This is a genomic window from Candidatus Pelagibacter sp. (genome assembly GCF_052048095.1).
GTDB lineage: Bacteria > Pseudomonadota > Alphaproteobacteria > Pelagibacterales > Pelagibacteraceae > Pelagibacter.
Window position 1 is genome coordinate 231,163 of record NZ_JBNAKG010000001.1, and the last position, 22,996, is coordinate 254,158.

The following is a 22,996-nucleotide window of genomic DNA, read 5'->3' on the forward strand; positions in this document are numbered from 1 at the left end:
ATGCTAATTTGGTTAGCTTCATATCCTAAAAGTGGAAATACACTTATGCGAGCAATGTTAGCTTCTTATTTTTTTTCTCAAGACGGTAAGTTTAATTTTGAATTATTGCCTAATATCAAACAATTTCCGTCCAATCAATTTTTAAAAAACCTCAATATTGATATAAAGAATGATGACGAAGTTCTTAAAAATTATATAAATGCTCAATCTAAGTTTAACAAAAAAAAAGCAATTCAATTTGTAAAAACGCATTGTGGTTTTAATAAAGTCAACGGATACAGTTTTACTAATTTTGATATAACATTAGGTGCAATTTATATAATAAGGGATCCAAGGAATTTAGTTGAGTCATTTTCTCGACATTACAGCTTTTCAATTGATCAATCAGTGGATTTCCTGATAAACGGTTTAATACTTCCAAGAAATGAAAAACGTCCATTAACTGTTGTTGGTTCTTGGAGAGAAAATTTTGAGTCTTGGAAATCTTTGGAACAATCTAGTAGATTTTTATTAGTTAAATATGAAGATATAGTGAGTAATAAAAGATTAACTCTAAAAAAAATCTTGAATTTTATAAAAAAACTATCCGGTTCAAATTTCTTAATCGATGATGAAAAAATTAAAAATGTCTGCGATTCAACAAGTTTTGAAAATATGAAAAAAATGGAAGAAAATAATGGTTTTATAGAAGCTCAAATTGATGAAAAAACTAATAAAAAAATTAAATTTTTTGAACTTGGGCCTGATGTAGATAGAAAAGATTTAGTTAAATCAAAAAATATAAACAAAATAGAAAAGCACTATAAAAAAGAATTAAAATATTTTGGCTATATTTAAATTATAAAATAAATTTGGATAAGTCTGTGTCTTTAACTAATGTATCCAAATTTTTATCAATATAAGTTTTGTCAATTATGATCTTTTCACCAGATCTATCAGTAGCGGTAAAACTAATATCGTCTAAAATTTTTTCAATGATAGTATGAAGTCTACGAGCCCCAATATTTTCTACTGTTGCATTTACCTCTGATGCTATATTTGCAATTCTATCAATTCCATCTTCAGAAAATTCCAGTTCAACATTTTCTGTTTTTAGAAGAGCTACATATTGCTTGATTAAGCTGTAGTCGGGTTCTTGAAGAATTCTTTTAAAATCCTCACTTGTTAATGCCTCTAGCTCTACTCTTATAGGTAATCTTCCTTGAAGTTCTGGTAATAAATCTGAGGGCTTAGCTAATTGAAACGCACCTGATGCTATAAACAAAATATGATCAGTTTTAATTGGACCATATTTAGTATTTACAGTTGTTCCTTCAATCAAAGGTAAAAGATCTCTTTGTACACCTTCTCTAGAAACATCTCCACCAACTCTATCTGTTCTTGCTGAGATTTTGTCTATTTCATCTAAAAACACTATTCCATTATTTTCAGTTGAAATTTTCGCTGCTTTAATAATTTTGTCTTGTTCAATAAGTTTATCACTTTCTTCATTTATTAAAATTTCATGCGATTCTTTTACAGTCATTTTCTTCTTCTTTTCTTTAGGACCCATTGATTTTCCTAGCATATCACTGATGTTAATCATGCCTATATTCGCTCCAGGCATTCCCGGAATTTCAAAAGAAGCTCCATTACCAGTACCACTATCACTTACTGAAATTTCAATTTCATTATTATCAAGATCACCATTTCTAAGTCTTTGTCTGAAGCTTTCTCTAGTCGCAGGACTTGCTTTTTTTCCAACAAGTGCATCTAAAACTTTTTCTTCAGCCATTTTTTGAGCTTTAGCTTTAACTTCTTTTCTTTTTTTTACTTTCTCCATTGAAATTGCAATTTCGATCAAATCTCTGACAATTTGCTCAACATCTCTGCCAACGTATCCAACTTCAGTAAATCTTGTTGCCTCAACTTTAACAAAAGGTGCTTCAGCTAATTTTGATAATCTTCTTGATATTTCTGTTTTTCCTACTCCTGTTGGACCGATCATTAAAATGTTTTTTGGTAAAACTTCATTTTTCATTTCACCCTCTAAAGCTTGTCTTCGCCATCTATTTCTTAATGCAACAGCAACAGCTCTTTTTGCTTTATTTTGGCCTACAACAAATCTGTCAAGTTCAGAAACTATTTCTCTTGGTGATAAGGAGCTTCCTAGTGAAGCTTCATTTTTTTTATCTGTATCTTTAGGATGTAATTGAGTTACGTTTGAATTATCCATTATATTTTTTCTATTTTGACATTATCATTTGTGAATACACAAATATCAGCAGCAACTTTAATAGCTTTTTTTGCTACTTCTTCTGCAGACATGTCTGTTTCCATTAAAACTTTTCCAGCAGCTAAGGCGTAATTTCCACCAGAACCAATACCAATTACATCACCTTCTGGCTCTAATACATCTCCTGTTCCAGAAATTATATAACTATTATTTTTATCTCCTACCGCCATTAATGCTTCTAGTCTTCTTAAATATTTGTCAGTTCGCCAATCTTTTGCCAACTCCACAGCAGCTCTAGAAAGATTACCTGCATGTTTTTCAAGTTTGCCCTCTAATCTTTCAAATAATGTCAGTGCATCTGCAGTTGATCCTGCAAAGCCAGCAACTACATCTCTTTTTTCAATTTTTCTAACTTTTGATGCTGTGCTTTTTACAACAGTATTTCCCATGCTAACCTGTCCATCACCAGCTACTACCACATCTTTATTTTTTCGCACTAATACGATTGTTGTCATGGATAATACATGGATATTAATTTTAATTCTTCAAGTACTGATTACTGATATTGATAAATTCCATAATCTATATATACCTTCATATAGATATGGCTAGAAAAGGTAAGATTGCTAGAAAAACAAAAGAGACCAGCATCAGTGTTGAGGTTAATATTGATGGCAAAGGCAAATATCAAATAGATACAGGCATAGGTTTTTTAGACCATATGTTGGAACAATTATCAAAACATTCTCTTATTGATTTAAAAGTAAAAGCAAAAGGTGATACACACATTGATCTTCATCACACCACAGAAGACACAGGTATTGCTATAGGTGAAGCATTAAAAAAAGCAGCAAATAAATTTGTTGGCATTAAAAGATACGCACATGCAATGATACCAATGGATGAAACGCTTACAAGAGTTGCCGTTGATGTTTCTAATAGACCATATTTGATATGGAAGGTTAAAGTAAAAGTTGAGAAACTAGGAGAGATGGATACAGAGCTATTTAAAGAATGGTTTCAAGCATTTTCTCAAGCAGCCGGAGTAACTTTGCATGTTGAGAATATTTATGGTGAAAATAGCCACCACATTATCGAGTCTTGTTATAAAGGATTAGCAAGATCTTTAAGAACCGCACTAGAAATGGATCCACGTAGTAAAAAATCTATTCCATCAACCAAAGGTTCTTTATAAAATTTAATGAAAGTCACAATCGTTGACTATAATTCTGGAAATATCAGTTCAGTAATTAATTCATTTAAAGAAGTTGCAAAAAATAAAATAGACCTTGAGGTTACCTCAGATCTACAAAAGATAAGATCTAGCGATAAACTTGTCTTGCCTGGCCAAGGTTCGTTTAAGAGCTGTGTAGACGCTTTAAATGCTATAAATGGACTTACAGAAGCACTCAGTGAATTTACTATAAATGACAAGAAGCCACTTCTTGGAATTTGTGTTGGATTACAAATGTTTGCAGATATTGGTTATGAGGAGACTGAAACAAAAGGTCTTGGTTGGATTCCAGGAAAAGTTTCAAAAATTGATAATAAAGATGGTATGTTTAAACTGCCTCATATCGGTTGGAATGAAATAAATATTGTTAAAGAAAGTAAAATTTTTAAAAATTTAGATAAAAATTCTCACATGTATTTTGTTCATAGTTATGAATTTATACCAGATAATAAAAATGTAATCTCCGCAACAACTGATTATTCAACAAACATTGTTTGTGCTGTTGAGAAAGAAAATATTTTTGGTACACAATTTCATCCAGAAAAAAGTGATAAATTAGGATTAAAATTAATTGATAATTTTTTGAATTTATAAAATGAAAATATTTCCGGCAATAGACATTAAAGATAAAAAATGTGTTAGATTAATAAAGGGTGACTTTGGAAATAAAACAGATTATGCAATTTCACCAATTGAACAAGCAGGTAAGTATAAAGAATATGGTTTTAGAAATTTACATATTGTTGACCTTGATGGTGCGCTTACAGGTAAAACAATAAATTTAGACCTTATTGCAAAAATAGTAAAAAAGTTTGATATCAAAATTGAGGTAGGAGGTGGAATAAGAAATATTGATAGTATTAAAAAGTATTTAGATACAGGTGTAGAAAAAATAATTTTAGGTAGTGCGGCAATTAAGGATAAAAAATTTTTAAAAGAAGCGTGCAAAAAATTTCCAGAAAAAATTGCATTAGGATTGGATGCCAAAAATGGCTATTTATCTGTTTCAGGCTGGAAAGAAAATTCAAATCAATTAACGTTAAATTATTTAAAAGAAGTAAATGATTATGGAGCTAGTAGATTAATTTATACTGACATTAATAGAGATGGAATGAAACAAAGCCCTAATTTTTTGGAAACTACCAAAGTAGCTGGTTTATCAAATTGTCCCGTAATTATTTCAGGAGGAGTTTCTTCAATAGAAGACATAAAAAAAGCCAAAGAATTACAAAATAAGAACATAGAAGGTATTATTGTTGGAAAAGCTATTTATGATGGAGATATAAAATTAGAGGAGCTCGCAAAGGAATTAGATGCTTAAAAATAGAATTATACCTTGCTTGGATGTGAAAAATGGAAGAATTGTTAAAGGTATCAATTTTGTTGGATTAAAAGATGCAGGAGATCCTGTAGAACAAGCAAAAATTTATAGTGAGGGTGGTGCAGATGAAATATGTTTTTTAGATATCACAGCTTCAAATGAGAATAGAGATACAATATTTGATGTTGTTAGCGAAACATCCAAAAAATGCTTTGTACCATTAACCGTTGGTGGTGGAGTTAGAAGCGTTGAAGATATAAGCAAACTTTTGAATTGTGGTGCAGATAAAGTTTCAATTAATACAGCAGCTGTTCAAAACCCCGATGTAGTTATACAAAGTTCAAAAAAATTTGGCTCACAATGTATTGTTGTAGCTATTGATGCAAAAAAAAATGATAACAAATGGGAAATTTATACTCATGGAGGAAGAACTAGTACGGGAATAGATGCCGTTGAATTTGCGTCAAACATGGAAAGAAATGGTGCAGGGGAACTATTAATCACTTCAATGGATAGAGACGGTACACAAATTGGTTATGATATCGATTTGGTGTCGACGATCTCATCTAGAGTTAATATACCGGTTATAGCTTCAGGTGGAGTTGGTGAATTAGAACACTTAGCAGAAGGTATAAAAAATGGTAAAGCTAGCGCTGTACTAGCTGCATCTATTTTTCATTACGGAAAACATTCTATCAAAGAGGCAAAGGAGTATTTAAATTCAAAAGGAATTCCAGTTAGAGTTTAAGCCTTATCTAAATTTTGGACCATTCATCCAAATAGCCAAAGTTGCTCTTGATCCAGATATAACTTTTTCAACTTTATGATTTATAAATGATGGAAAAATTATAGCAGTACCCGGTTTAAATTCTTTAATTTTCATTTCACCATCTCTAAATAAGCAAAGATCTCCACCTTCGTATTCTTTTTCTGAACAATTAAGCAAACAAGTAAGCTTTATATCTTTAACTGGAGATTTTGGACTAGCATCAATGTGCCAAGTATATTCTTCATTTACTTCATAAGTATTATAATTCAACTTTTTACTTCCAGATAATTGAAATAGATCAAATCCATAATGGTATGTATTTGACGTAATAATAAAATCTAAGAAAGGCATTATTAAATGCTGAATTGCACCAAGATGAACAAATTTAACCTGTGATGTTTTAATCGCCTCTTTTTTAGATTGATCATTCCCTTGGACTAAATTTTCACTAATAGCTTTATTAATTTTTTGGATATGATCAACTTTAAATAATGGAGCTGTATTATAAACTGTTTCACGCATATCAAAAATCTATATTAATATACTTTTCTAATCAAATAGATATGTTTATATTAAATGAACCTATGTTAAAAAATCTAGAAAACTTAATTTCATTAGCAAGAGAAAGAAAAAAAAATCCAATAGGTGGATCGTATACTAATAAACTACTAAGCGATAAATCATTAAGCAAATCAAAGGTTTTAGAAGAAATAGATGAATTGGTAGAAGCTTTAGAAAAAGACACAAATAAAATTCATGAGGCTGCTGATGTTTTCTATCACCTAATAATGTACATGGAAGCGTATGATCTAAAAATAGAAGATGTAATGGCTGAGTTAGAAAAAAGAAAAAAATGAATTACGATAATGACAATATATTTGCAAAAATTTTAAGAGGTGAAATTCCTTGCAATAAAATTTATGAAGATGACTTTGTCTTATCTTTTTATGATATTAACCCACAAAAAAAAATACACGCATTAGTTATTCCAAAAGGAAAATATATTGATCTTGATGATTTCAGTGAAAACGCATCATCAGAGGAAATTGTTGGCTTAATTAAAGGAATTAATATTGTAGCTAAAAAATTAAAAATATCTGTCGATACAGGAAAAGGTTATAGGGCTTTAGCAAATATTAATGAACATGGTGGTCAAGAGGTTCCACACTTACATTTTCATTTGTTTGGAGGTGAGCGCGTGGGTAAAATGGTTGAGTGACAGAAGAAATTAAAAGAAGTTATTTAGAAATAACGTCATTGGATCAATTAAAAGAATCTAATAATCCTTCAGAAGACTGTGCTGTTGAATTAATCCAAAAACCAGATTTTCAATTAAATAAATTTTTTTACAAAAATGTAGGAAAAAATCACAGATGGATAGATAGATTAATATGGTCTGAGCTTGAGTGGATAAAATATATTAGTAATCCAAATTTAAAAACTTTCATTTTAAAATATAAAAAAGATTTAGCAGGTTATTATGAAATTATTTTTCATCCTGATAAAAATGAGAAAGAAATTGCTTACTTCGGACTATTAGAAGAACATAGGAATAAAGGATTGGGTTCATTTTTTTTATCATACGCAATTAAATCAGCTTTTAATGAAAAGATTAACAGATTGTGGTTACACACATGTTCTTTGGATCATAAAAATGCACTAAATAATTATAAATCAAGAGGAATGAAAGTTTTCAAAGAGGAAACATTAAAAATCTAATCACTCTTAGGAAGAATAAAAATTTTATCATTTAAACCTTCATTAATTTTGATTGCAGAGATGATCATCAAGTTTTCATTATTATAGATATCTGTTGTTTTCCAGCCATTTATAATAAAATTTTTCTTGTCAAAAAAAATTTTTAAATTCTGGTTATTTTCTTTTATTTCAAGTGTTATATTTTCTTTTTCTTCATCACTAATTTTGACTTCATTTATTTTTTCTATTAAATAATTTTTATCTAGAATTAAGTTTAGGGGCGTTTTTTCAATTGGGTAAATATAATAAGCGCCAGATCTTTTAACTTTAATTACTAGTGTCTTGCCATTAGAAACTAATATTTTTCCAGATTTACCTGAATATTTACAAAAAATTTTTTTAGGATAATGAATTTTACAATTACCCTCTTCTATTTTATCTTTTATTATTTGACTAAAATTAAAACTTACATTTTGTATGTTTTCTAATTTTTCAATTATTTTATCTTTCTTAGTTGAGTGGGCTCCCGTTGATCCCAGTAAAAATATAATAAAAAATAAGATGATTTGTTTAAAGCACATCCCTTTTTCCTACATGATTTGCTTTACTTACTATTCCATCAGCTTCCATCATGTCCATAATTCTAGCTGCTCTGTTGTAACCTATTTGTAATTTTCTTTGTAGAAAAGATGTAGAAGCTTTACCTTCACTTTTGATAATCTCTATTGCAGTTTGATACAATTCGTCTTTGTCACCATTATTTTGAATATTTCCGGTGTCTTTTTCATCTGCGAAATTTAATATTTCATCTACATAATCTGGCTCTGCTTGATTTCTTATGAAATTATTTATTTTTTCTATTTCACTTTCAGAGACAAAAGGAGCATGAATTCTTACAATTTTATTTGCAGAAGACATATAAAGCATGTCTCCTTTACCTAGTAATTGCTCAGCACCTTGTTCGCCAAGAATTGTTCTACTGTCTATTTTTGATGTTACTTGAAAAGAAATTCTTGTTGGAAAATTAGCTTTAATTGTTCCTGTGATTACATCTACACTAGGTCTTTGCGTTGCCATTATTATATGAATGCCAGCAGCACGGGCCATCTGAGCGAGTTTTTGGATATAATTTTCTATTTCTTTACCTGCAACCAACATAAGATCAGACATTTCATCAACTACTACAACTATGTAGGGCATGGGCAATTTATGTTTTGCATTATAACCGTCAATGTTTCTTACATTTTCTTTTGTCATTAATCTGTATCTACTTTCCATTTCTTTAACCACCCAACCTAAAACAGAGGCTGCTTTTTTTGCTTCTGTAATTACTGGACATAATAAATGAGGTAGCCCTTCGTATGTGGAAAGTTCTAACATTTTAGGATCTATCATTATAAATTTACACTTATCTGGTGAGTGCCTATATAAAAGTGAGAGTATAATTGTATTAATACATACGGATTTTCCTGATCCCGTGGTTCCTGCTATAAGTAAATGAGGCATACTTGCAAGGTCACCAATTACTGGTGTTCCCGAAATACTTTTGCCAAGTGCAATAGGAAGTTTTACATCTTTTTTTTTAAATTCACCTGCTTCTAAAATTTCACTTAGATAAACGTTCTCTCTATTTGAATTTGGTAATTCAATACCTATTGAACTGCTACCTGGTATTGTTGAAATTCTTGCCGATTCAGAACTTGTGTTCCGCGCTATATCATCACTAAGATTAATAATTTTTGAAACTTTTACACCAGCTGCTGGTTCAAATTCATTTAATGTAACTACTGGACCTTGGCTAGCTTTTTTTATTTGACCACTCACACCAAAGTCTAATAATATCTTTTCTAAGAATTCAGGATCATAATTCAAATTTTTATTTGAATTATCTCTTTCAGATTTCGATGGAATTTTAAGTAATTTTAGTTCCGGTAATTTATATTTGTTATCATTAGATATCTTGTCTTTAGAATCTTTTATAAAAGGTAGATCCTCTTGAATTAAATCTTTAATTTGATCTTGAGGAATGTATTCTTCAATAATTTCACTTTTGTCTGTATAATTTTTTTGCTGTTTAGAAAATATTAAATAATAAGATGCTTTTAAAAATTTTAAAAATGCAACAAGTTTAAAATTAATACTAAGTAAAAAAATAGAACCAATAAGCAAAATTAAAATATAAAAAGATATATCTTTATTTATTAAAAAAATATCTCCCAAAAAAGATTTCGATAAATAATTGCCTACAAAACCTCCATTTCCATTTATATATAAATTAAATGCTTCATTAAAATACAGATTAAAAAAAAGAGTACCAAAAATGGTATATAAAATTGTAAAGAAGGTGTTTTCAATTGAAAAAAATAATTGTTTTAATTTAAAAACGTTCTTACCAGTAAAAATAAAAGTAACGGGAAGTAGGTATGAAATTATACCAAAAGATTGAAGCAATAAGTCAGATGTAAAACTACCATGGTAACCGAGTAAATTATTTATTTTTGTACTGTCTGGAAAAATAAAATTAGGATCTTCAGGAGAATATGAAATTAACGCAATAAATATAAGCACACCCAGACTAATTATTAAAATTCCAATTATTTCTAACAAACGTTTTGTAAAAAATGAAAGTGCTATATTTGTAAGATTTGAAATATTCATTTTAATGAATCAAATTTACCACTTTGTATCATCTAATTTTTGTTGTTAAAATTAAAATATATGAAGATTTGTATTCTTGGAGAAAATTTAACTAGTTTAGCACTTGCTAAGAGTTTAGTTAATGCAAATTTAAGTGTTGATATAATTACAAGCAAAAACTTAAAATTAAATAATAAATCAAGAACTATAGGCATATCAAAAACAAATTTTAAATATTTTTGTGACGATATATTTAATATTAGAAATTTAAGTTGGAATATTAATTCCATCCAAATTTATACAGATAATAATTTAAAAAAGGATTTAATAAATTTCAAAGATTCTAATCAATTATTTTTTATTGTTAAAAATAACGATATTCAAAAAGTTCTATTAAATTCACTAAAAAAAACAAAAAAATTTAGAAAAATATCTAAACTAGAAAAAAAAAACTATCAGTTGATAATTAATTGTGACTTTCATCATCCAGTAACGAAAAAATTTTTTTCAAAAAGAATTGAAAAAAATTATAATTCTTATGCTTACACAACAATTTTAAAACATAAAGAATTAAAAAATAATAAAGCAATACAGGTATTTACCAAAAATGGTCCCATTGCTTTTTTACCAATATCAAATCGCGAAACTTCAATTGTTTATTCTTTAAACAAAAAAAAACAAATTGATAAGAGAGAATTTTTAAATCTTATTAAAAAATATAATAATAAGTATGAAATAAAAAAAATTATAGAATTTGAATCTTTTTATCTTAAGTCTTCAAATTTAAGGTCATACTATAATAAAAACATATTAGCCTTCGGTGATCTTTTGCATAGAATTCATCCTTTAGCAGGACAGGGTTACAATATGACTTTAAGAGATATTAAGATTCTCACTAATTTAATTAAAGAGAAGCAAAAATTAGGATTAGGTTTTGACAGTTCTATTTTTTTTGAATTTGAAAAAATTACAAAATCAAAAAATTATTTATTTTCACAAGGAATAGATTTTATTTATGAATTTTTTAATTTTGAGAGAAAAATAAATAATAAATTTTTAAACAATTCTGTTTCCGTAATAGTTAAAAACAAAGTTTTAAATAAAACATTTAAATTAGTGGCTGATGTAGGATCGATATAATTTATTGAATAGTTGTATTATCGAAATTATCATAAGAATAAGTTGTTAAAATTTCTGAAATCTTTACTTTCCTTTGATGCAAATTTTTTGTTTCTAACAAAACTTGTTTTTCTTCCAATGAAAAAGGTGATGCCATAGCTAAAGCATTAATTGTTTCATCTAAACTTTGTTGTTCTAAAGCTTTCCAGTTAATGATAAAACCCTTTTTTTCAAATAATGATCTTAAATCCTTAAATATTAATTCTAAGTCAGAAAATTTAAGATCTTCTTTTATATCACTTAAATCGTGTTCATAATTGTTGTACTGAACCTCACATTCTCTGTATTTTTTTTCATTATGGATTTCAGTTAAAACTTCAAATCTTATTAACCCTCTTAATTCAATTAGATATCTTTTATCTTCAGTTTCCTTAAAACTTGTTATTTTTCCTAAACAACCAACATCGTGTAATTCGGGTACATTATCTAAATTACCGTTGTTATTCTTAGGTTGAATCATCCCAATAAGCTTTTCTGACTTCATACTATCATTTATCATCTCAATATATCTTGGTTCAAAAATATTCAATGGGACAGAAGTTTTAGGAAAAATTATAAAATTGCTTAATGGAAAAATAGGGATGATTTTAGGTAGGTTAATCATAATTGGTGTTACAGATATAATTATATTATTTTATGTTTCAATACGATCATTTTAATTTTGAAATAATAATAATCGTATAAAATTAACTTTCTTTAAAAATTATTTTTCTAAATTAAATAGTTGCTTAAATTAAAAAATACTAATAGTTTCAACGATAATTTAAGATGCGGGCATAGCTCAGTGGTAGAGCGTCTCGTTGCCAACGAGAAGGTCGAGGGTTCGACCCCCTTTGCCCGCTCCAAAAATCATGAATGACCTATTAAAAAAAAAATGTGTACCTTGTGAGGGTGGAGTAATTCCATTTGATATTTCTGAAATACATAAATATCAAAAAAAGGTTGATGGTTGGGATATCAAAAAAAATGAACAAAATATTTTTTTATTAGAAAAAAATTTTAAATTTAAAAATTTTTTAGAGAGCGAGAATTTTGTACAAAATGTAGGTAAGATAGCTGAAGCCGAAGATCATCACCCAGATATTCATTTTGGATGGGGTTATGCCATAATAAATATTACAACACATGCTATTGAAGGATTATCCGAGAATGATTTTATATTAGCAGCAAAAATTGATGATATTTTTAATGTCTAAAATGTCTTGTTTTAGAAAAAACTAGAATAGTTCCAGTTTCATTTGCAAATTTAATTATCTCTTTATCTCTAATCGATCCTGCTGGTTGAATAACCGCGGACACACCAGATTGGATAAGTTTTTCAATGCCATCTACAAATGGAAAAAAAGCATCAGAGGCAGCAACTATATCATCATCGGGATTTACAAATTTTTTCATCTTATTAATTGCAATTTCACAACTATCCAATCTACTTGGTTGACCAGATCCAATACCAACTATTGAATTTTCATGTGCTAAAACAATAGCGTTAGATTTTACATAACGACAAATATTAAACGCAAATATTAAATTTTTCATTTGTGAAGAAGAGGGCTTTAATTTTGAAACAACTTTAAAATCTTTAGTTTGAAAATTTATTTTGTCATCATTTTGAATTAAAAAATCTTCATTGTTAGACATAATTTTAAGATTCTCAGTTTTATTAAAATTAGTTGCATCTATTAGTCTTATGTTTTTTCTTTTTTTTAAAATTTTTAAAGCCGAATTATCAAATCCATTTGCCACTATTACCTCGAGAAAAATTTTATTAAGCTCTGTTGCCAATTTAGCACTCACTTTAAAGTTACATGAAACTATACCTCCAAATGCACTTACTGGATCGCATGCCAATGCAGATTTGTAACATTCTACATTGTTTTTTCTAATTGAAACTCCACAGGGATTAGCATGTTTTACAATTACAACTCCATTATTTTTTGATAATGATTTTGAAATAGTCAGAGCAGCAAAAATATCATTAAAATTATTGTAGCTTAGTTGTTTACCGTTAAGTTGTTTTAATTTTAGTTCTTTAGAACTTGAATAAATTGCACCATGTTGATGTGGGTTTTCACCATAACGCAATTTATCTATAAGATTAGATGCTAATATCTTCTTTTTTGGAAAATCATCATTAGTTAATTTATTAAAATAATTAGAAATTAAAGCATCATAATAAGCTGTCTCACTAAAAGCTATTTTTGACATTTTTTGTCTAAAATCTACTGATGTAGAACCCTTGTTAGTATTAAGTTGTGAAATTAAGTCATCGTATTGATCTACAGATGTTATCACTGTTACATCGTCATAATTTTTTGCAGCAGCTCTCACCATCGTGGGACCGCCAACATCTATATTTTCAATTATTTTTTTATGATCTTTAGTATTTTTGATTGTTTCTTCAAAGGGGTAAAAGTTTACAATCACTAAATCTATATTTTCAAAATTATTTTCTTTTAGCTGTTGAATATGTTTTTTGTTTTTCCTTTTATTTAAGATTCCTGCATGAATTTTAGGATGTAAAGTTTTAACACGGCCGTCCAATATCTCGGGTGAATTTGTAAAATCAGAAACTTCTAAACATTTAAATTTTAGTTTTTTAATTGCTTTATAGGTGCCACCAGAACTAATTATTTGAATTTTATGTTTTCTTAAGCAAGTAAGGAGATTTTTTAAGTTATCCTTATTTGATAATGAAATTAATGCTTTTTTTATTTTAGACATTAAATTTTTGTTAACTCCCATTTAATATTTGTATTTTTTTCACTTATTATTCCAGTAATAAATATATTTTGATTATCGACGTGAGTATTTTTCTTACCGAAATACAATCCATTATCAATATCTATATCATAGTTATTACAATTAAATTTCCAACCCTCATCTGCTATTTCAATTAAAATAGATTTATTATCTTGAGTTTTCATTACTTTTGAAGAAGGATCGAGGTGAAATCGAATATCAAATTTTAGATTTGGCAAATCTTTTTTACCAATGATATTTTCCGTTCCTACCAGTTTTGAATTTTCTGGGTAAAATTCTATCTCTCTTTCATAAATTAAATTAAATTTTTTTAAAAACCCATCATGAGATGCATTGATTTTCCAATAATTTTTCTCAAAAACTATATTTTTTCTTAATATGTTTAGATGGTTTTTAATTTCAAATAATCTACCGTCCTTTTTATTAAATCTACAAGAAGAGGTGTCATCAATAACAAGTGTATTATGCATTGCAGATGATTTGGAAAGTTCATTTAGTTTAGAATTTTGTTTTCTATAATATCCTGAATTTGTAAAAATTTTTTTACCTTTTGATAAAAATTCAAAAGATAATGCTCCAGCTTGATAATCATTTGAAAAATTTTTATTGGGCGATGATCCCACGTCCATGAATAAATTTATATTTTTATTGAATAAAGAAACGTAGTCTGAGTATTCATGATTATCATTTTTGAACGAATAACCTAATCTCTTTAGATATTGATCGAACTCATTATTATTTGAGATATTGTTACCATTAAATAAAGGATCAAATTTTATATTTTTCCAAAAAAATGTATAAGACTGTCCTAAATAAAATATAAATTCTTCTACAAATTCCGGAATAGGTGATTGAGATTCCTTAAGCCATTCTCGAATAAGTATTAAATATTTTAGAAAAAAGATTGCTTGATTGACATTTCTTGATTTAGGGAAACCAAATTTGTCTATGGAATTATTCAATATTTTTTTGAGAACCTCCAAAGAATTCTCAAAAATTTTATTTGGCTTATTATAGCATAATGTAAAAAGAATAACTGCGCTAATACCAAGCAATTTATCGTTTGAATTTTTAGGTTCATTAATTTGATTTAATAAATGGATAGATTGTTTTTTTACCGAGGTATCAAAGTTATTTTTATAATCAAAGGAGCTGCCTTCATATGTCAGCCTTGTATTAGATAGCCAAGAAATAATTCTTTTCGCTGTTGTGTTAAATTCCCAACTATTTGAGTTATATTTATGATTTAAAACAATCCAATTTTTAATAATTTTCTGAACATCCTTGTCAGATGATTTTAAATCTAAACTAAAAATCCAAAAAAAATTATTCAATTTTTTGATCTGAATTGTATTTAATTGTTTATTTGTCCACACCTCATCCATTGCAAATTCATTTATATTTAGCTTTACTGAATGTATTTTAACTATTGAAGAAATAAGAAAAGAATTTGGTTTAAATTGGAGTGAACCATAAAGAGGTTTAGAAATTTTCTTATCATATAAAAATGAATTAAGATAAATATTCTTTAAACTTGTAAGCATATAAAATTAAATATGGTTAATAAAAATCTATATTGATTTTAACAAATCAATATTTTTCTTTATATTGCCGTTGTTACTTTTGAAAATAGTTGTGCCAGAAACTAGAATATCAACCCCAGCTTCTATCGCTGATTTGGAATTTTCAAAATTAATACCACCATCAATTTCTATGTCGAAATTTAGTTTTCTATCAGTACGTAATTGCTTTAATTTTTTGACTTTTTCTAAAACTTCTGGAATAAATTTTTGTCCACCAAATCCTGGATTAACGCTCATTATTAGCACTAGATCAACTTGATCTAACGAGTTTTCTATTAATTCTAACTTAGACTCTGGATTAAGAGACACACCAACTTTCTTATTAAATTCTTTTATCTTTTTAATTGAATCTTGAAGGTTGTCAGTTGCTTCTGGATGAATAGTTATGATGTCGGCACCTGCATTAGCAAAATCCTCTATATATTTATGAACTGGTGATATCATTAAATGTACATCAAATAATAATTTGGTATGCTTTCTAAGAGCCTTAATTACTGGTGGACCAATTGTAAGATTTGGAACGTAGTGTCCATCCATAACATCTACATGCACCATATCGGCACCACCTTCCTCTAATTTTTTGATTTCATTTCCAAGTTGACTAAAATCTGCTGAGAGAATTGAAGGTGATATTTGTATTTTTTTCATTAGTAACGTTTTTAAGTTTTACCAATTTTTAAAATTTTATTGAATTAAAAAATTGATAAATCTGTCTAGAAATTTCACTTTCAAGAGGAAATGACAACATACCCATTACAGAATAACCAAGTACATAAGGTACTAAATAAAATCTGATCATAAAAAAGAACCAAGCTATATATAAAGGTACTAGAGGTGGGATAATAAATGATGGTGTGATGGGTTTAAATAATTTTATGAAAGGGTTAGTTATTTTAACAAATACTTTCATGAAAAAAAATTCTGAATCTTCCTTTTGAAAAATATTCATTGCCACTTTACCAATCAAAGTCCACATGATCATACCTAGGGCATAATCAATTATATAAACTAAGGGATGAAAGTTTGCAGATAATCCTGACATGAATAATTTATAAAAGAAAAATGGACAAAAAAAAAGGGGCGAATGAATCGCCCCTTAAATTATTTATTGATTTACAAATGTTTATTTACCAATAACTGTTTTACCAGCCGGTACACGACATTCATCAACCATTCTCTGAGTAGCAGCACTTGGTGCTCCAGTCATTAAACTTACAACAACCATAGCTACCAAACTAACTGTAGATCCGAAGATACCAAATGTTAGCTGTGTAATACCTAAGAATCCAGATCCACCATTACGTACCCAAATTAGATACGCAGCACCAGATACTAGACCAAGTATCATACCAGCTATAGCACCTTCTCTGTTAGCTCTGCTCCACCATACACCAAGTACAAGTGGCCAGAATAAACCAGACATCGCAAAGTCAAAAGCCCAGATTACCGAACCTAAAATACCTTGGATCTCCATTGCTGCAATAGTTGCTCCAGCAAAACCAATTACTACAAGCAATACCCTTGCAACAACTAGTCTTTTTGCAGTTTCCGCTTTTGGATCAATGATTTTGTAATACACATCATGTGAAATAGCGTTTGCAATTGCTAGAATTAAACCATCTGCTGTTGACATGGCAGCTGCCATACCACCGGCTGCAACTAGACCTGAGATTACATATGGTAATCCAGCTATCTCTGGTGTTGCTAATACAACGGCTTTACCACCCATGAAGAACTCGTTTAATTCAACAGTTCCATTTCCGTTAAAGTCGCTGATAAACATCAGATTAGCTGAGTTCCAGTTTTGGTACCAATCGATCGCTTGAACCTCAGACACTGATTTACCAATAATACCTGTTGGTAGTGATGGATCAATCAATGCTAATTTTGAAAGCGTCGCTAACATTGGAGCAGAAGAGTATAGTAGGAAGATAAAGAATACTGACCAACCTACTGATTTTCTAGCTGCTTTTACACTTGGAGTTGTGAAATATCTCATCATCACGTGCGGTAATGAAGCTGTTCCCATCATCATCGCTAATGCTAATGAAATAAACTGCCAAGGTGTTGCGTTTACTGCAGAGTGAGCTTTAGTTATTCCAGCAAGTCCTTTTGGAACCTCTTTTAGATTTTCAGCAGAGTTTTTTACAAAACCAAACTGAGCTTCTAATTCTGCAATTCTGGCTACTTCATCAGCTAACATAAAATGTGGGAAGAAACCCGCACCAATTTTGTTACTGATCCAGAATACTGGAAGTAAGTAAGCTACAATTAATACAATGTACTGTGCTACCTGTGTCCAAGTTACTCCTCTCATACCACCTAACATTGAACATAATAAAATACTTATTAATCCAACGTATACAGCGTATTGAAATGGAATATCAAGTGCAACAGATGCAATTGTTCCAGTAGCATTAATTTGTGCAGTTACATATGTGAATGAAGCAACAGTTAAAACTATTACCGCACACAATCTTGCAAGATTACCACCGTATCTTGTACCTACGAAATCTGGAACTGTATAACAGCCAAATTTTCTTAAGTATGGTGCTAATAAAGATGCAACTAACACATAACCACCAGTCCAACCTACAAGTAACGCCATGTAACCGTAACCTTTGAAGTAAATACCACCTGCCATTGCAACGAATGATGCACCAGACATCCAGTCTGCTGCAGTAGCCATTCCGTTGAATACAGTAGGTACTTGTCTTCCTGCTACGTAATACGCGTCAGCTTGAGCTGTACGTGATAGCCAACCAATTATTGCATAGATAGCCACTGTAAAAGCAACGAAACAAATTCCGATTGCTTTTGCAGACATTCCAGCTGACTCTGCAATAGCCATTATGATTATGAAAGCTAAAAATCCACCTGTATAGATTCCATAAACTTTAGGCAAGTTGTCTATAAAATTACCTTTAATCATTAGTCGCCTCCTTTTTCAGAAAAGCCGAACTCTTCATCGATTTTTTCTTGTCTATTTGCAAACCAGAAAATTAGGATTACAAATATTCCAAGAGATCCCTGACAAGTAAACCAATATGTCAGTGGATAACCGAACGGTCCTGAGACCGATTCCATTTCAGCTCCAAAAAGGAAGATACCCATAGAGAACACAGCCCAGATTGCTAAAGTAATAAATAGCAAACCTCTGGTCTTTTCCCAGTGTTGTGCTTGTTTAGACATTATATCTCTCTCCTTGTTTGTTATATAACAGCGAAAACCTTAACCATTATGAAAAAGAATTAAAGTCTAAAAAATGATCAAAATAGGGACATTTTAGTCCAAAACTGTTAAAAATTCTTAATTTATGTCTAAATACAAACTTACATGGCGTGATTTGAAATTTTCAGATTTCAAAGTTTATTTATTTGGTTTGTTCAAAGCTTTTATTCCAAAAAAGAAATTAAAGGATTTAAACGATCTTGAAGAGTTTATTCAAACAAAATCTGCCTGGGTCGCACAAGTTACTCTTTATAGTTATTTAAAGACTAGAATGGGCACCAGATATGTTCTTCATTTTGAAAATGATGAATTTATGAACTCGGTTAATTTAGCCAAGTGGAATATTTATGCTGTTTCTCTCCAGGATTTAACATTCTATGTTTTTTCTTATTTAAAAATAAAATTTAATTACCAAGATTTAGAAAAAGCCAACCAGATCTTTAATAATATTTTAGATGATGAAATCTCCAATGGTATGCCAGAAAATATTATGGAAGAAGCAAAAAAAAATTTTGATGAGAGATTAAAAAAGATTAATTGGGATAATCAGATAAACGATTATCCATTTAATACTAGTGCGCTATCTCTTTATCAGTGGGCGCCTATTGCGGATGAACTCAAAACTCTTGATCGGAAGATTGTTTTAAATTCAATGATCTTAAAGTGGGATATCATTAAGAAAGAGTTTGATGAAAGAATAGAAATTTAAATATTTTTTCTATTTTCAACTAAACTATCCACAACAGATGGATCTGCTAGAGTCGTAGTATCGCCTAACTGCTCATGCTCGTTGGCTGCAATCTTTCTTAAAATTCTTCTCATAATTTTACCAGATCTTGTTTTAGGTAACCCTGGTGAAAAATGAATAATATCTGGAGTTGCTAGAGGTCCTATCTGTTTTCTTACCCAAAGTTTTAAATCTCTTTCAAGTTCTCCATTTTCCTGTTCGCCTGCATTTAATGTTACATAGCAATACAACCCATTACCCTTAATATCATGAGGATAGCCAACAACTGCTGCCTCCGCTACTTTAGGGTGAGCAACGAATGCACTTTCAATTTCAGCAGTACCCAAATTATGTCCTGATACAATAATTACATCGTCTACTCTTCCTGTTATCCAGTAATAACCGTCTTTATCTCTTCTGCAGCCATCACCAGTAAAATATTTTCCATCAAACTGTGAAAAATAAGTATCTATAAATCTTTGGTGATCACCATAAACAGTTCTCATCTGACCAGGCCAAGATTGAGATATACATAATCTGCCTTCTCCCGGGCCTTTAATTTCTTTACCATCATTATCTACTAATGATGGCTTAATTCCATAAAATGGTTTTGTAGCTGAACCAGGTTTTAAATTTATGGCTCCTGTTTGCGGCGCAATCATAATTCCACCTGTTTCTGTTTGCCACCAAGTATCAACTATAGGGCTTTTAGAATTTCCAACTGTTTTGAAATACCACATCCAAGCTTCAGGATTAATTGGCTCACCAACTGTTCCTAATAGCTTTAATGTTTTCCTTGAAGTTTTCTTGACTGGCCCATCACCTTCTCTCATCAAGGCTCTAATTGCTGTAGGCGCAGTATAAAATATATTTACTTTATATTTATCAATGATTTGCCACCAACGTGAGCTGTCAGGATATGTAGGAATTCCTTCAAACATAATTGTTGTCGCTCCATTCGCTAGAGGTCCATAAATAATATAACTATGACCAGTTACCCATCCAATATCAGCTGTACACCAATAAATATCTTTTGGTTTGTAGTTGAATATATATTCATGAGTCATTGAAGCATAAACCATGTAGCCACCTGTTGTATGAAGAACCCCTTTAGGTTTTCCTGTTGATCCTGATGTATAAAGTATGAACATTGGATCCTCAGCGTTCATCTCTTCAGGTTCACAATGAGATGGAACATCTTTGATTAAGTCATGATACCAAACATCTCTGTCGTAATCCCAACTAACAGAGTTACCTGTTCTCTTAACAACAATGCATTTTTTAACATTTGGACAACTTCTTAAAGCTTCATCTGTGATTTCTTTTAAAGGAATTGTTTTTCCACCCCTTACTCCTTCATCAGCAGTAATGATGTATTCCGACTCGCAATCATTCACTCTTCCTGAAATTGAATCTGCAGAAAAACCTCCAAAAATAATTGAATGAATTGCACCTATTCTTGTACACGCTAACATTAAAACTGCTAGCTCAGGCACCATTGTCAAATATATTGTTACTCTATCACCTTTTTTTATACCTAGTTTTTTTAATCCATTTGCAGCTTTAGAAACTTTTTGGTGTAGTTGTTTATAAGAAATCTTTTGCGTGTCTTTTGGATCATCACCCACCCAAATAATTGCTGTTTCATCGCCTTTATCTTTTAAATGTCTATCGATGCAGTTTGCAGAGGCATTTAAAGTTCCGTCCTCAAACCATTTTATTTTAACTTCTGATGTGCTGTATTTTACATCTTTAATTTTTGTATATGGTTTAATCCAATTAATCCTTTTTCCTTCTTTAGCCCAAAATTCATTATTATTTTTTATAGAGTCGTTATATTTTTTTGTATATTGAGCTTTATTAGCCAAACTTCTTTTAATCCATTCAGATCTTGTTTTGATTACTAACTCTTGATCAGAACTATCTGATTTTTTTGAAATTTTTTTTTTCTTTTTTGATTTTGTTTTTTTCCAAACTTTTTTTGTAGGTTTTCTTTTTTTTGTTTTTTTTACTTTTTTTCTTTTGGAAACTTTTTTTGATTTTTTAGAAACCTTTTTAGTTGGTTTTCTTTTTTTTATTTTTTTTGAAGATTTTTTTTTAGATTTTGTTTTTTTCTTTTTTGACATGGCTATGTTTTACTCATTCTTAGAAGAATTTTCCAGCTTTTAGAGTCTATACTCATAACCGATAATCTGCTTTGTTTGATTAATGATAATTGGCTTAATTCCTTATTTTTTTTAATTTCTTCAAGCGTCACTGGTTTTTTTAATTTCTCTTTAAATTTAACAGTAACAGCAACAAACCTTCCAGTTTTATCTGTTTTGTCCAAGTAAGCCTCTTTAATAACTTCAACTATACCAACAATTTCTTTTCCAATGTTAGAGTGATAAAAAAAACAAAGATCACCTTTTTTCATTGATCTTAAATTATTAGCTGCCTGATAATTTCTTACACCGTCCCAAGGCGCACCCTTAGAACCCGATTTTATCTGTTGATCAATTGACCAAACATCAGGTTCTGATTTTAATAACCAATAGTTCATTATATTTTAACTCCAGCACCTTTGAGAAAACTTGCCTTTTCATCTAATTGCCATCTTGGTTTTGCTGGAAAGTTTAATTCATCTAATAAACCCAATTTATATTTTTCTAAGCCCGCCAAACCAATCATTGCAGCATTATCACCACATAACTCAATTGGTGGAAAAATAGATTTAAAATTTCTTTCATTACAAATTTTTTTGAACATTTCTCTCAAGTTTTTGTTAGCTGCCACACCACCTGCTATTACAAAAATATTGTTATTTGAGTTGCTAATTTTTTCATATTCATCAAAAGCTATATTTGTTTTCTTATACATAATTTGTTCTATAGTGTTTTGAAATGAAGCGGCAATATCAAATTTGTCTTGTTCATTTTTAATTTTTTTTGAAATTTTTAAGATAGCTGTTTTTAATCCTGCAAAAGATAAGTTGCACCCACCTCTATTAAAAATTGGTTTTGGTAAATCAAATCTTTCTTTATTTCCTTTTTCAGCTAGTTTTTCAATTTGAGGTCCTCCAGGAAACTCAATACCAATTAATTTTGCAGTTTTATCAAATGCTTCTCCAAGTGCATCATCTATCGTTGTTCCAATTCTTTTATATTTACTGAGCCCTTCAACAACTAGATATTGACTATGCCCTCCTGAAATCAACAACAATAAATATGGATAATCTAAGTTGGAATTTAATTTTGGACTTAATGCATGACCTTCTAAATGATTTATAGCAATAAAGGGTTTTTTTATGGAACTTGCAAATGCTTTACCAAAACTTAAACCAACAGACAAACAAACCACTAATCCAGGTCCCGCTGTAGATGCTACAGCATCAATGTCACTAATTTTAATTCCGCTATCCTCAATTGCTTTTTTGGTTATCAGATCTATTTTTTCTAAATGAGATCTCGCTGCTAATTCAGGTACTACTCCACCAAACTCTTTATGAACATTAGTTTGACTTGAAACAACATTAGATAATGCAACTGGTTGATTTTGATCATTTTCAGTTATAATGGCAGCAGCAGTTTCATCACAACTGGATTCGATACCAAGAATTATGGATTTTTTACTCATACAAATTATTATTATTAATAGTAAAAC

General features: G+C 29.7%; 26 protein-coding genes and 1 tRNA gene. 12 read left to right on the plus strand and 15 right to left on the minus strand.

From position 1 onward, the window contains the following. On the plus strand, positions 1–837 hold the full coding sequence (locus tag ACTT9P_RS01190; RefSeq protein ID WP_440908866.1) for a sulfotransferase domain-containing protein: 837 nt from the start codon (positions 1–3) through the stop codon (positions 835–837). Position 838: 1 nt separating this feature from the next. Here ACTT9P_RS01190 and hslU read toward each other — a convergent pair whose 3' ends face one another. Further along, positions 839–2,215 carry an ATP-dependent protease ATPase subunit HslU gene (gene hslU, locus ACTT9P_RS01195; RefSeq protein WP_440908867.1) on the minus strand — a complete coding sequence of 459 codons (1,377 nt, stop codon included), beginning with the start codon at positions 2,213–2,215 and terminating at the stop codon, positions 839–841. Then, positions 2,215–2,730 (minus strand): ATP-dependent protease subunit HslV, encoded by a 516-nt coding sequence (gene hslV, locus ACTT9P_RS01200; protein ID WP_440908868.1) that lies wholly within the window; start codon positions 2,728–2,730, stop codon positions 2,215–2,217. Before hslV ends, hslU begins: the two co-directional genes overlap by 1 nt. A gap of 89 nt (positions 2,731–2,819) precedes the next feature. Between hslV and hisB the strand changes: the two genes are divergently transcribed. Genes hisB through hisF form a run of 4 tightly spaced genes read left to right on the plus strand, consistent with a single transcriptional unit; the run spans position 2,820 to position 5,518 of the window. Further along, positions 2,820–3,410: an imidazoleglycerol-phosphate dehydratase HisB gene (gene hisB, locus ACTT9P_RS01205; RefSeq protein WP_440908869.1), complete on the plus strand. Its 591-nt coding sequence runs from the start codon at positions 2,820–2,822 to the stop codon at positions 3,408–3,410. 6 nt (positions 3,411–3,416) lie between these two features. Beyond that, entirely contained in the window at positions 3,417–4,043 is a 627-nt protein-coding gene (hisH, locus tag ACTT9P_RS01210) for an imidazole glycerol phosphate synthase subunit HisH (protein ID WP_440908870.1), read from the plus strand. 1 nt (position 4,044) lies between these two features. After that, positions 4,045–4,770, plus strand: coding sequence for a 1-(5-phosphoribosyl)-5-[(5-phosphoribosylamino)methylideneamino]imidazole-4-carboxamide isomerase (gene hisA, locus ACTT9P_RS01215; RefSeq protein WP_440908871.1), 726 nt, complete (start codon positions 4,045–4,047; stop codon positions 4,768–4,770). After that, complete coding sequence (gene hisF / locus ACTT9P_RS01220) at positions 4,763–5,518, plus strand: imidazole glycerol phosphate synthase subunit HisF (protein ID WP_440908872.1); 756 nt, start codon at positions 4,763–4,765, stop codon at positions 5,516–5,518. Before hisA ends, hisF begins: the two co-directional genes overlap by 8 nt. A 3-nt stretch (positions 5,519–5,521) precedes the next feature. Here hisF and ACTT9P_RS01225 read toward each other — a convergent pair whose 3' ends face one another. Next, positions 5,522–6,061 (minus strand): 2OG-Fe(II) oxygenase, encoded by a 540-nt coding sequence (locus ACTT9P_RS01225; protein WP_440908873.1) that lies wholly within the window; start codon positions 6,059–6,061, stop codon positions 5,522–5,524. Positions 6,062–6,123: 62 nt separating this feature from the next. Here ACTT9P_RS01225 and hisE point away from each other — a divergent pair, with 62 nt between their 5' ends. The 3 genes from hisE to ACTT9P_RS01240 are packed head-to-tail and all read left to right on the plus strand — an operon-like array spanning position 6,124 to position 7,258. Next, positions 6,124–6,396 (plus strand): phosphoribosyl-ATP diphosphatase, encoded by a 273-nt coding sequence (gene hisE / locus ACTT9P_RS01230; RefSeq protein ID WP_440908874.1) that lies wholly within the window; start codon positions 6,124–6,126, stop codon positions 6,394–6,396. Next, on the plus strand, positions 6,393–6,758 hold the full coding sequence (locus ACTT9P_RS01235; protein WP_440908875.1) for an HIT domain-containing protein: 366 nt from the start codon (positions 6,393–6,395) through the stop codon (positions 6,756–6,758). The genes hisE and ACTT9P_RS01235 overlap by 4 nt, the downstream gene beginning before the upstream one ends. Further along, positions 6,755–7,258, plus strand: a complete 504-nt coding sequence (locus tag ACTT9P_RS01240) for a GNAT family N-acetyltransferase (protein WP_440908876.1) — start codon at positions 6,755–6,757, stop codon at positions 7,256–7,258. Before ACTT9P_RS01235 ends, ACTT9P_RS01240 begins: the two co-directional genes overlap by 4 nt. Here the strand turns inward: ACTT9P_RS01240 and ACTT9P_RS01245 are convergent. Both ACTT9P_RS01245 and ACTT9P_RS01250 read right to left on the minus strand, forming a co-directional pair. Further along, positions 7,255–7,818 carry a LolA family protein gene (locus tag ACTT9P_RS01245; RefSeq protein WP_440908877.1) on the minus strand — a complete coding sequence of 188 codons (564 nt, stop codon included), beginning with the start codon at positions 7,816–7,818 and terminating at the stop codon, positions 7,255–7,257. The genes ACTT9P_RS01240 and ACTT9P_RS01245 overlap by 4 nt on opposite strands. After that, complete coding sequence (locus tag ACTT9P_RS01250; protein ID WP_440908878.1) at positions 7,808–9,895, minus strand: DNA translocase FtsK 4TM domain-containing protein; 2,088 nt, start codon at positions 9,893–9,895, stop codon at positions 7,808–7,810. Before ACTT9P_RS01250 ends, ACTT9P_RS01245 begins: the two co-directional genes overlap by 11 nt. Before the next feature lie 60 nt (positions 9,896–9,955). Between ACTT9P_RS01250 and ACTT9P_RS01255 the strand changes: the two genes are divergently transcribed. Beyond that, positions 9,956–11,014, plus strand: a complete 1,059-nt coding sequence (locus tag ACTT9P_RS01255; protein ID WP_440908879.1) for a ubiquinone biosynthesis protein UbiB — start codon at positions 9,956–9,958, stop codon at positions 11,012–11,014. A 1-nt stretch (position 11,015) separates the two neighbouring features. On the opposite strand, the gene ACTT9P_RS01260 is transcribed toward ACTT9P_RS01255, so the two are convergent. Then, positions 11,016–11,657, minus strand: coding sequence for an LON peptidase substrate-binding domain-containing protein (locus ACTT9P_RS01260; protein ID WP_440908880.1), 642 nt, complete (start codon positions 11,655–11,657; stop codon positions 11,016–11,018). Between the two features lie 166 nt (positions 11,658–11,823). Here ACTT9P_RS01260 and ACTT9P_RS01265 point away from each other — a divergent pair. Both ACTT9P_RS01265 and ACTT9P_RS01270 read left to right on the plus strand, forming a co-directional pair. Next, positions 11,824–11,898: transfer RNA gene (locus ACTT9P_RS01265), tRNA-Gly, on the plus strand. Positions 11,899–11,904: 6 nt separating this feature from the next. Then, positions 11,905–12,249: a 4a-hydroxytetrahydrobiopterin dehydratase gene (locus ACTT9P_RS01270; protein WP_440908881.1), complete on the plus strand. Its 345-nt coding sequence runs from the start codon at positions 11,905–11,907 to the stop codon at positions 12,247–12,249. On the opposite strand, the gene purH is transcribed toward ACTT9P_RS01270, so the two are convergent. From purH to ACTT9P_RS01300, 6 genes are all read right to left on the minus strand, one after another. Beyond that, complete coding sequence (gene purH, locus ACTT9P_RS01275) at positions 12,239–13,795, minus strand: bifunctional phosphoribosylaminoimidazolecarboxamide formyltransferase/IMP cyclohydrolase (RefSeq protein WP_440908882.1); 1,557 nt, start codon at positions 13,793–13,795, stop codon at positions 12,239–12,241. The two genes, ACTT9P_RS01270 and purH, sit on opposite strands and share 11 nt — an antisense overlap. Further along, complete coding sequence (locus ACTT9P_RS01280) at positions 13,774–15,357, minus strand: heparinase II/III family protein (RefSeq protein WP_440908883.1); 1,584 nt, start codon at positions 15,355–15,357, stop codon at positions 13,774–13,776. The genes purH and ACTT9P_RS01280 overlap by 22 nt, the downstream gene beginning before the upstream one ends. A 27-nt stretch (positions 15,358–15,384) precedes the next feature. Further along, positions 15,385–16,044 carry a ribulose-phosphate 3-epimerase gene (rpe, locus tag ACTT9P_RS01285; RefSeq protein WP_440908884.1) on the minus strand — a complete coding sequence of 220 codons (660 nt, stop codon included), beginning with the start codon at positions 16,042–16,044 and terminating at the stop codon, positions 15,385–15,387. A gap of 28 nt (positions 16,045–16,072) precedes the next feature. Continuing rightward, positions 16,073–16,438 carry a hypothetical protein gene (locus tag ACTT9P_RS01290; RefSeq protein ID WP_440908885.1) on the minus strand — a complete coding sequence of 122 codons (366 nt, stop codon included), beginning with the start codon at positions 16,436–16,438 and terminating at the stop codon, positions 16,073–16,075. 81 nt (positions 16,439–16,519) lie between these two features. After that, positions 16,520–18,328 (minus strand): sodium:solute symporter family protein, encoded by a 1,809-nt coding sequence (locus ACTT9P_RS01295; RefSeq protein ID WP_440908886.1) that lies wholly within the window; start codon positions 18,326–18,328, stop codon positions 16,520–16,522. Beyond that, positions 18,328–18,588, minus strand: coding sequence for a DUF4212 domain-containing protein (locus ACTT9P_RS01300; RefSeq protein ID WP_440908887.1), 261 nt, complete (start codon positions 18,586–18,588; stop codon positions 18,328–18,330). Before ACTT9P_RS01300 ends, ACTT9P_RS01295 begins: the two co-directional genes overlap by 1 nt. Before the next feature lie 124 nt (positions 18,589–18,712). Here ACTT9P_RS01300 and ACTT9P_RS01305 point away from each other — a divergent pair, with 124 nt between their 5' ends. Continuing rightward, entirely contained in the window at positions 18,713–19,336 is a 624-nt protein-coding gene (locus tag ACTT9P_RS01305) for an esterase (protein ID WP_440908888.1), read from the plus strand. Here ACTT9P_RS01305 and acs read toward each other — a convergent pair. From acs to tsaD, 3 genes are read right to left on the minus strand one after another with little or no spacing between them, the layout of a single operon-like run. After that, positions 19,333–21,480 (minus strand): acetate--CoA ligase, encoded by a 2,148-nt coding sequence (acs, locus tag ACTT9P_RS01310; protein ID WP_440908889.1) that lies wholly within the window; start codon positions 21,478–21,480, stop codon positions 19,333–19,335. The two genes, ACTT9P_RS01305 and acs, sit on opposite strands and share 4 nt — an antisense overlap. 2 nt (positions 21,481–21,482) lie before the next feature. Further along, positions 21,483–21,896: an EVE domain-containing protein gene (locus tag ACTT9P_RS01315; RefSeq protein ID WP_440908890.1), complete on the minus strand. Its 414-nt coding sequence runs from the start codon at positions 21,894–21,896 to the stop codon at positions 21,483–21,485. Next, positions 21,896–22,969, minus strand: coding sequence for a tRNA (adenosine(37)-N6)-threonylcarbamoyltransferase complex transferase subunit TsaD (gene tsaD / locus ACTT9P_RS01320; protein WP_440908891.1), 1,074 nt, complete (start codon positions 22,967–22,969; stop codon positions 21,896–21,898). The genes ACTT9P_RS01315 and tsaD overlap by 1 nt, the downstream gene beginning before the upstream one ends. Positions 22,970–22,996: the final 27 nt, after the last annotated feature.

Excerpts from the sequence above, each read along its gene's own strand:
- ACTT9P_RS01190 (WP_440908866.1), top strand. The coding sequence starts at position 1 with ATGCTAATTTGGTTAGCTTCATATCCTAAAAGTGGAAATACACTTATG.
- hslU (WP_440908867.1), bottom strand. The coding sequence starts at position 2,215 with ATGGATAATTCAAACGTAACTCAATTACATCCTAAAGATACAGATAAA.
- hslV (WP_440908868.1), bottom strand. The coding sequence starts at position 2,730 with ATGACAACAATCGTATTAGTGCGAAAAAATAAAGATGTGGTAGTAGCT.
- hisB (WP_440908869.1), top strand. The coding sequence starts at position 2,820 with ATGGCTAGAAAAGGTAAGATTGCTAGAAAAACAAAAGAGACCAGCATC.
- hisH (WP_440908870.1), top strand. The coding sequence starts at position 3,417 with ATGAAAGTCACAATCGTTGACTATAATTCTGGAAATATCAGTTCAGTA.
- hisA (WP_440908871.1), top strand. The coding sequence starts at position 4,045 with ATGAAAATATTTCCGGCAATAGACATTAAAGATAAAAAATGTGTTAGA.
- hisF (WP_440908872.1), top strand. The coding sequence starts at position 4,763 with ATGCTTAAAAATAGAATTATACCTTGCTTGGATGTGAAAAATGGAAGA.
- ACTT9P_RS01225 (WP_440908873.1), bottom strand. The coding sequence starts at position 6,061 with ATGCGTGAAACAGTTTATAATACAGCTCCATTATTTAAAGTTGATCAT.
- hisE (WP_440908874.1), top strand. The coding sequence starts at position 6,124 with ATGTTAAAAAATCTAGAAAACTTAATTTCATTAGCAAGAGAAAGAAAA.
- ACTT9P_RS01235 (WP_440908875.1), top strand. The coding sequence starts at position 6,393 with ATGAATTACGATAATGACAATATATTTGCAAAAATTTTAAGAGGTGAA.
- ACTT9P_RS01245 (WP_440908877.1), bottom strand. The coding sequence starts at position 7,818 with ATGTGCTTTAAACAAATCATCTTATTTTTTATTATATTTTTACTGGGA.
- ACTT9P_RS01250 (WP_440908878.1), bottom strand. The coding sequence starts at position 9,895 with ATGAATATTTCAAATCTTACAAATATAGCACTTTCATTTTTTACAAAA.
- ACTT9P_RS01255 (WP_440908879.1), top strand. The coding sequence starts at position 9,956 with ATGAAGATTTGTATTCTTGGAGAAAATTTAACTAGTTTAGCACTTGCT.
- ACTT9P_RS01260 (WP_440908880.1), bottom strand. The coding sequence starts at position 11,657 with ATGATTAACCTACCTAAAATCATCCCTATTTTTCCATTAAGCAATTTT.
- ACTT9P_RS01270 (WP_440908881.1), top strand. The coding sequence starts at position 11,905 with ATGAATGACCTATTAAAAAAAAAATGTGTACCTTGTGAGGGTGGAGTA.
- purH (WP_440908882.1), bottom strand. The coding sequence starts at position 13,795 with ATGGGAGTTAACAAAAATTTAATGTCTAAAATAAAAAAAGCATTAATT.
- ACTT9P_RS01280 (WP_440908883.1), bottom strand. The coding sequence starts at position 15,357 with ATGCTTACAAGTTTAAAGAATATTTATCTTAATTCATTTTTATATGAT.
- rpe (WP_440908884.1), bottom strand. The coding sequence starts at position 16,044 with ATGAAAAAAATACAAATATCACCTTCAATTCTCTCAGCAGATTTTAGT.
- ACTT9P_RS01290 (WP_440908885.1), bottom strand. The coding sequence starts at position 16,438 with ATGTCAGGATTATCTGCAAACTTTCATCCCTTAGTTTATATAATTGAT.
- ACTT9P_RS01295 (WP_440908886.1), bottom strand. The coding sequence starts at position 18,328 with ATGATTAAAGGTAATTTTATAGACAACTTGCCTAAAGTTTATGGAATC.
- ACTT9P_RS01300 (WP_440908887.1), bottom strand. The coding sequence starts at position 18,588 with ATGTCTAAACAAGCACAACACTGGGAAAAGACCAGAGGTTTGCTATTT.
- ACTT9P_RS01305 (WP_440908888.1), top strand. The coding sequence starts at position 18,713 with ATGTCTAAATACAAACTTACATGGCGTGATTTGAAATTTTCAGATTTC.
- acs (WP_440908889.1), bottom strand. The coding sequence starts at position 21,480 with ATGTCAAAAAAGAAAAAAACAAAATCTAAAAAAAAATCTTCAAAAAAA.
- ACTT9P_RS01315 (WP_440908890.1), bottom strand. The coding sequence starts at position 21,896 with ATGAACTATTGGTTATTAAAATCAGAACCTGATGTTTGGTCAATTGAT.
- tsaD (WP_440908891.1), bottom strand. The coding sequence starts at position 22,969 with ATGAGTAAAAAATCCATAATTCTTGGTATCGAATCCAGTTGTGATGAA.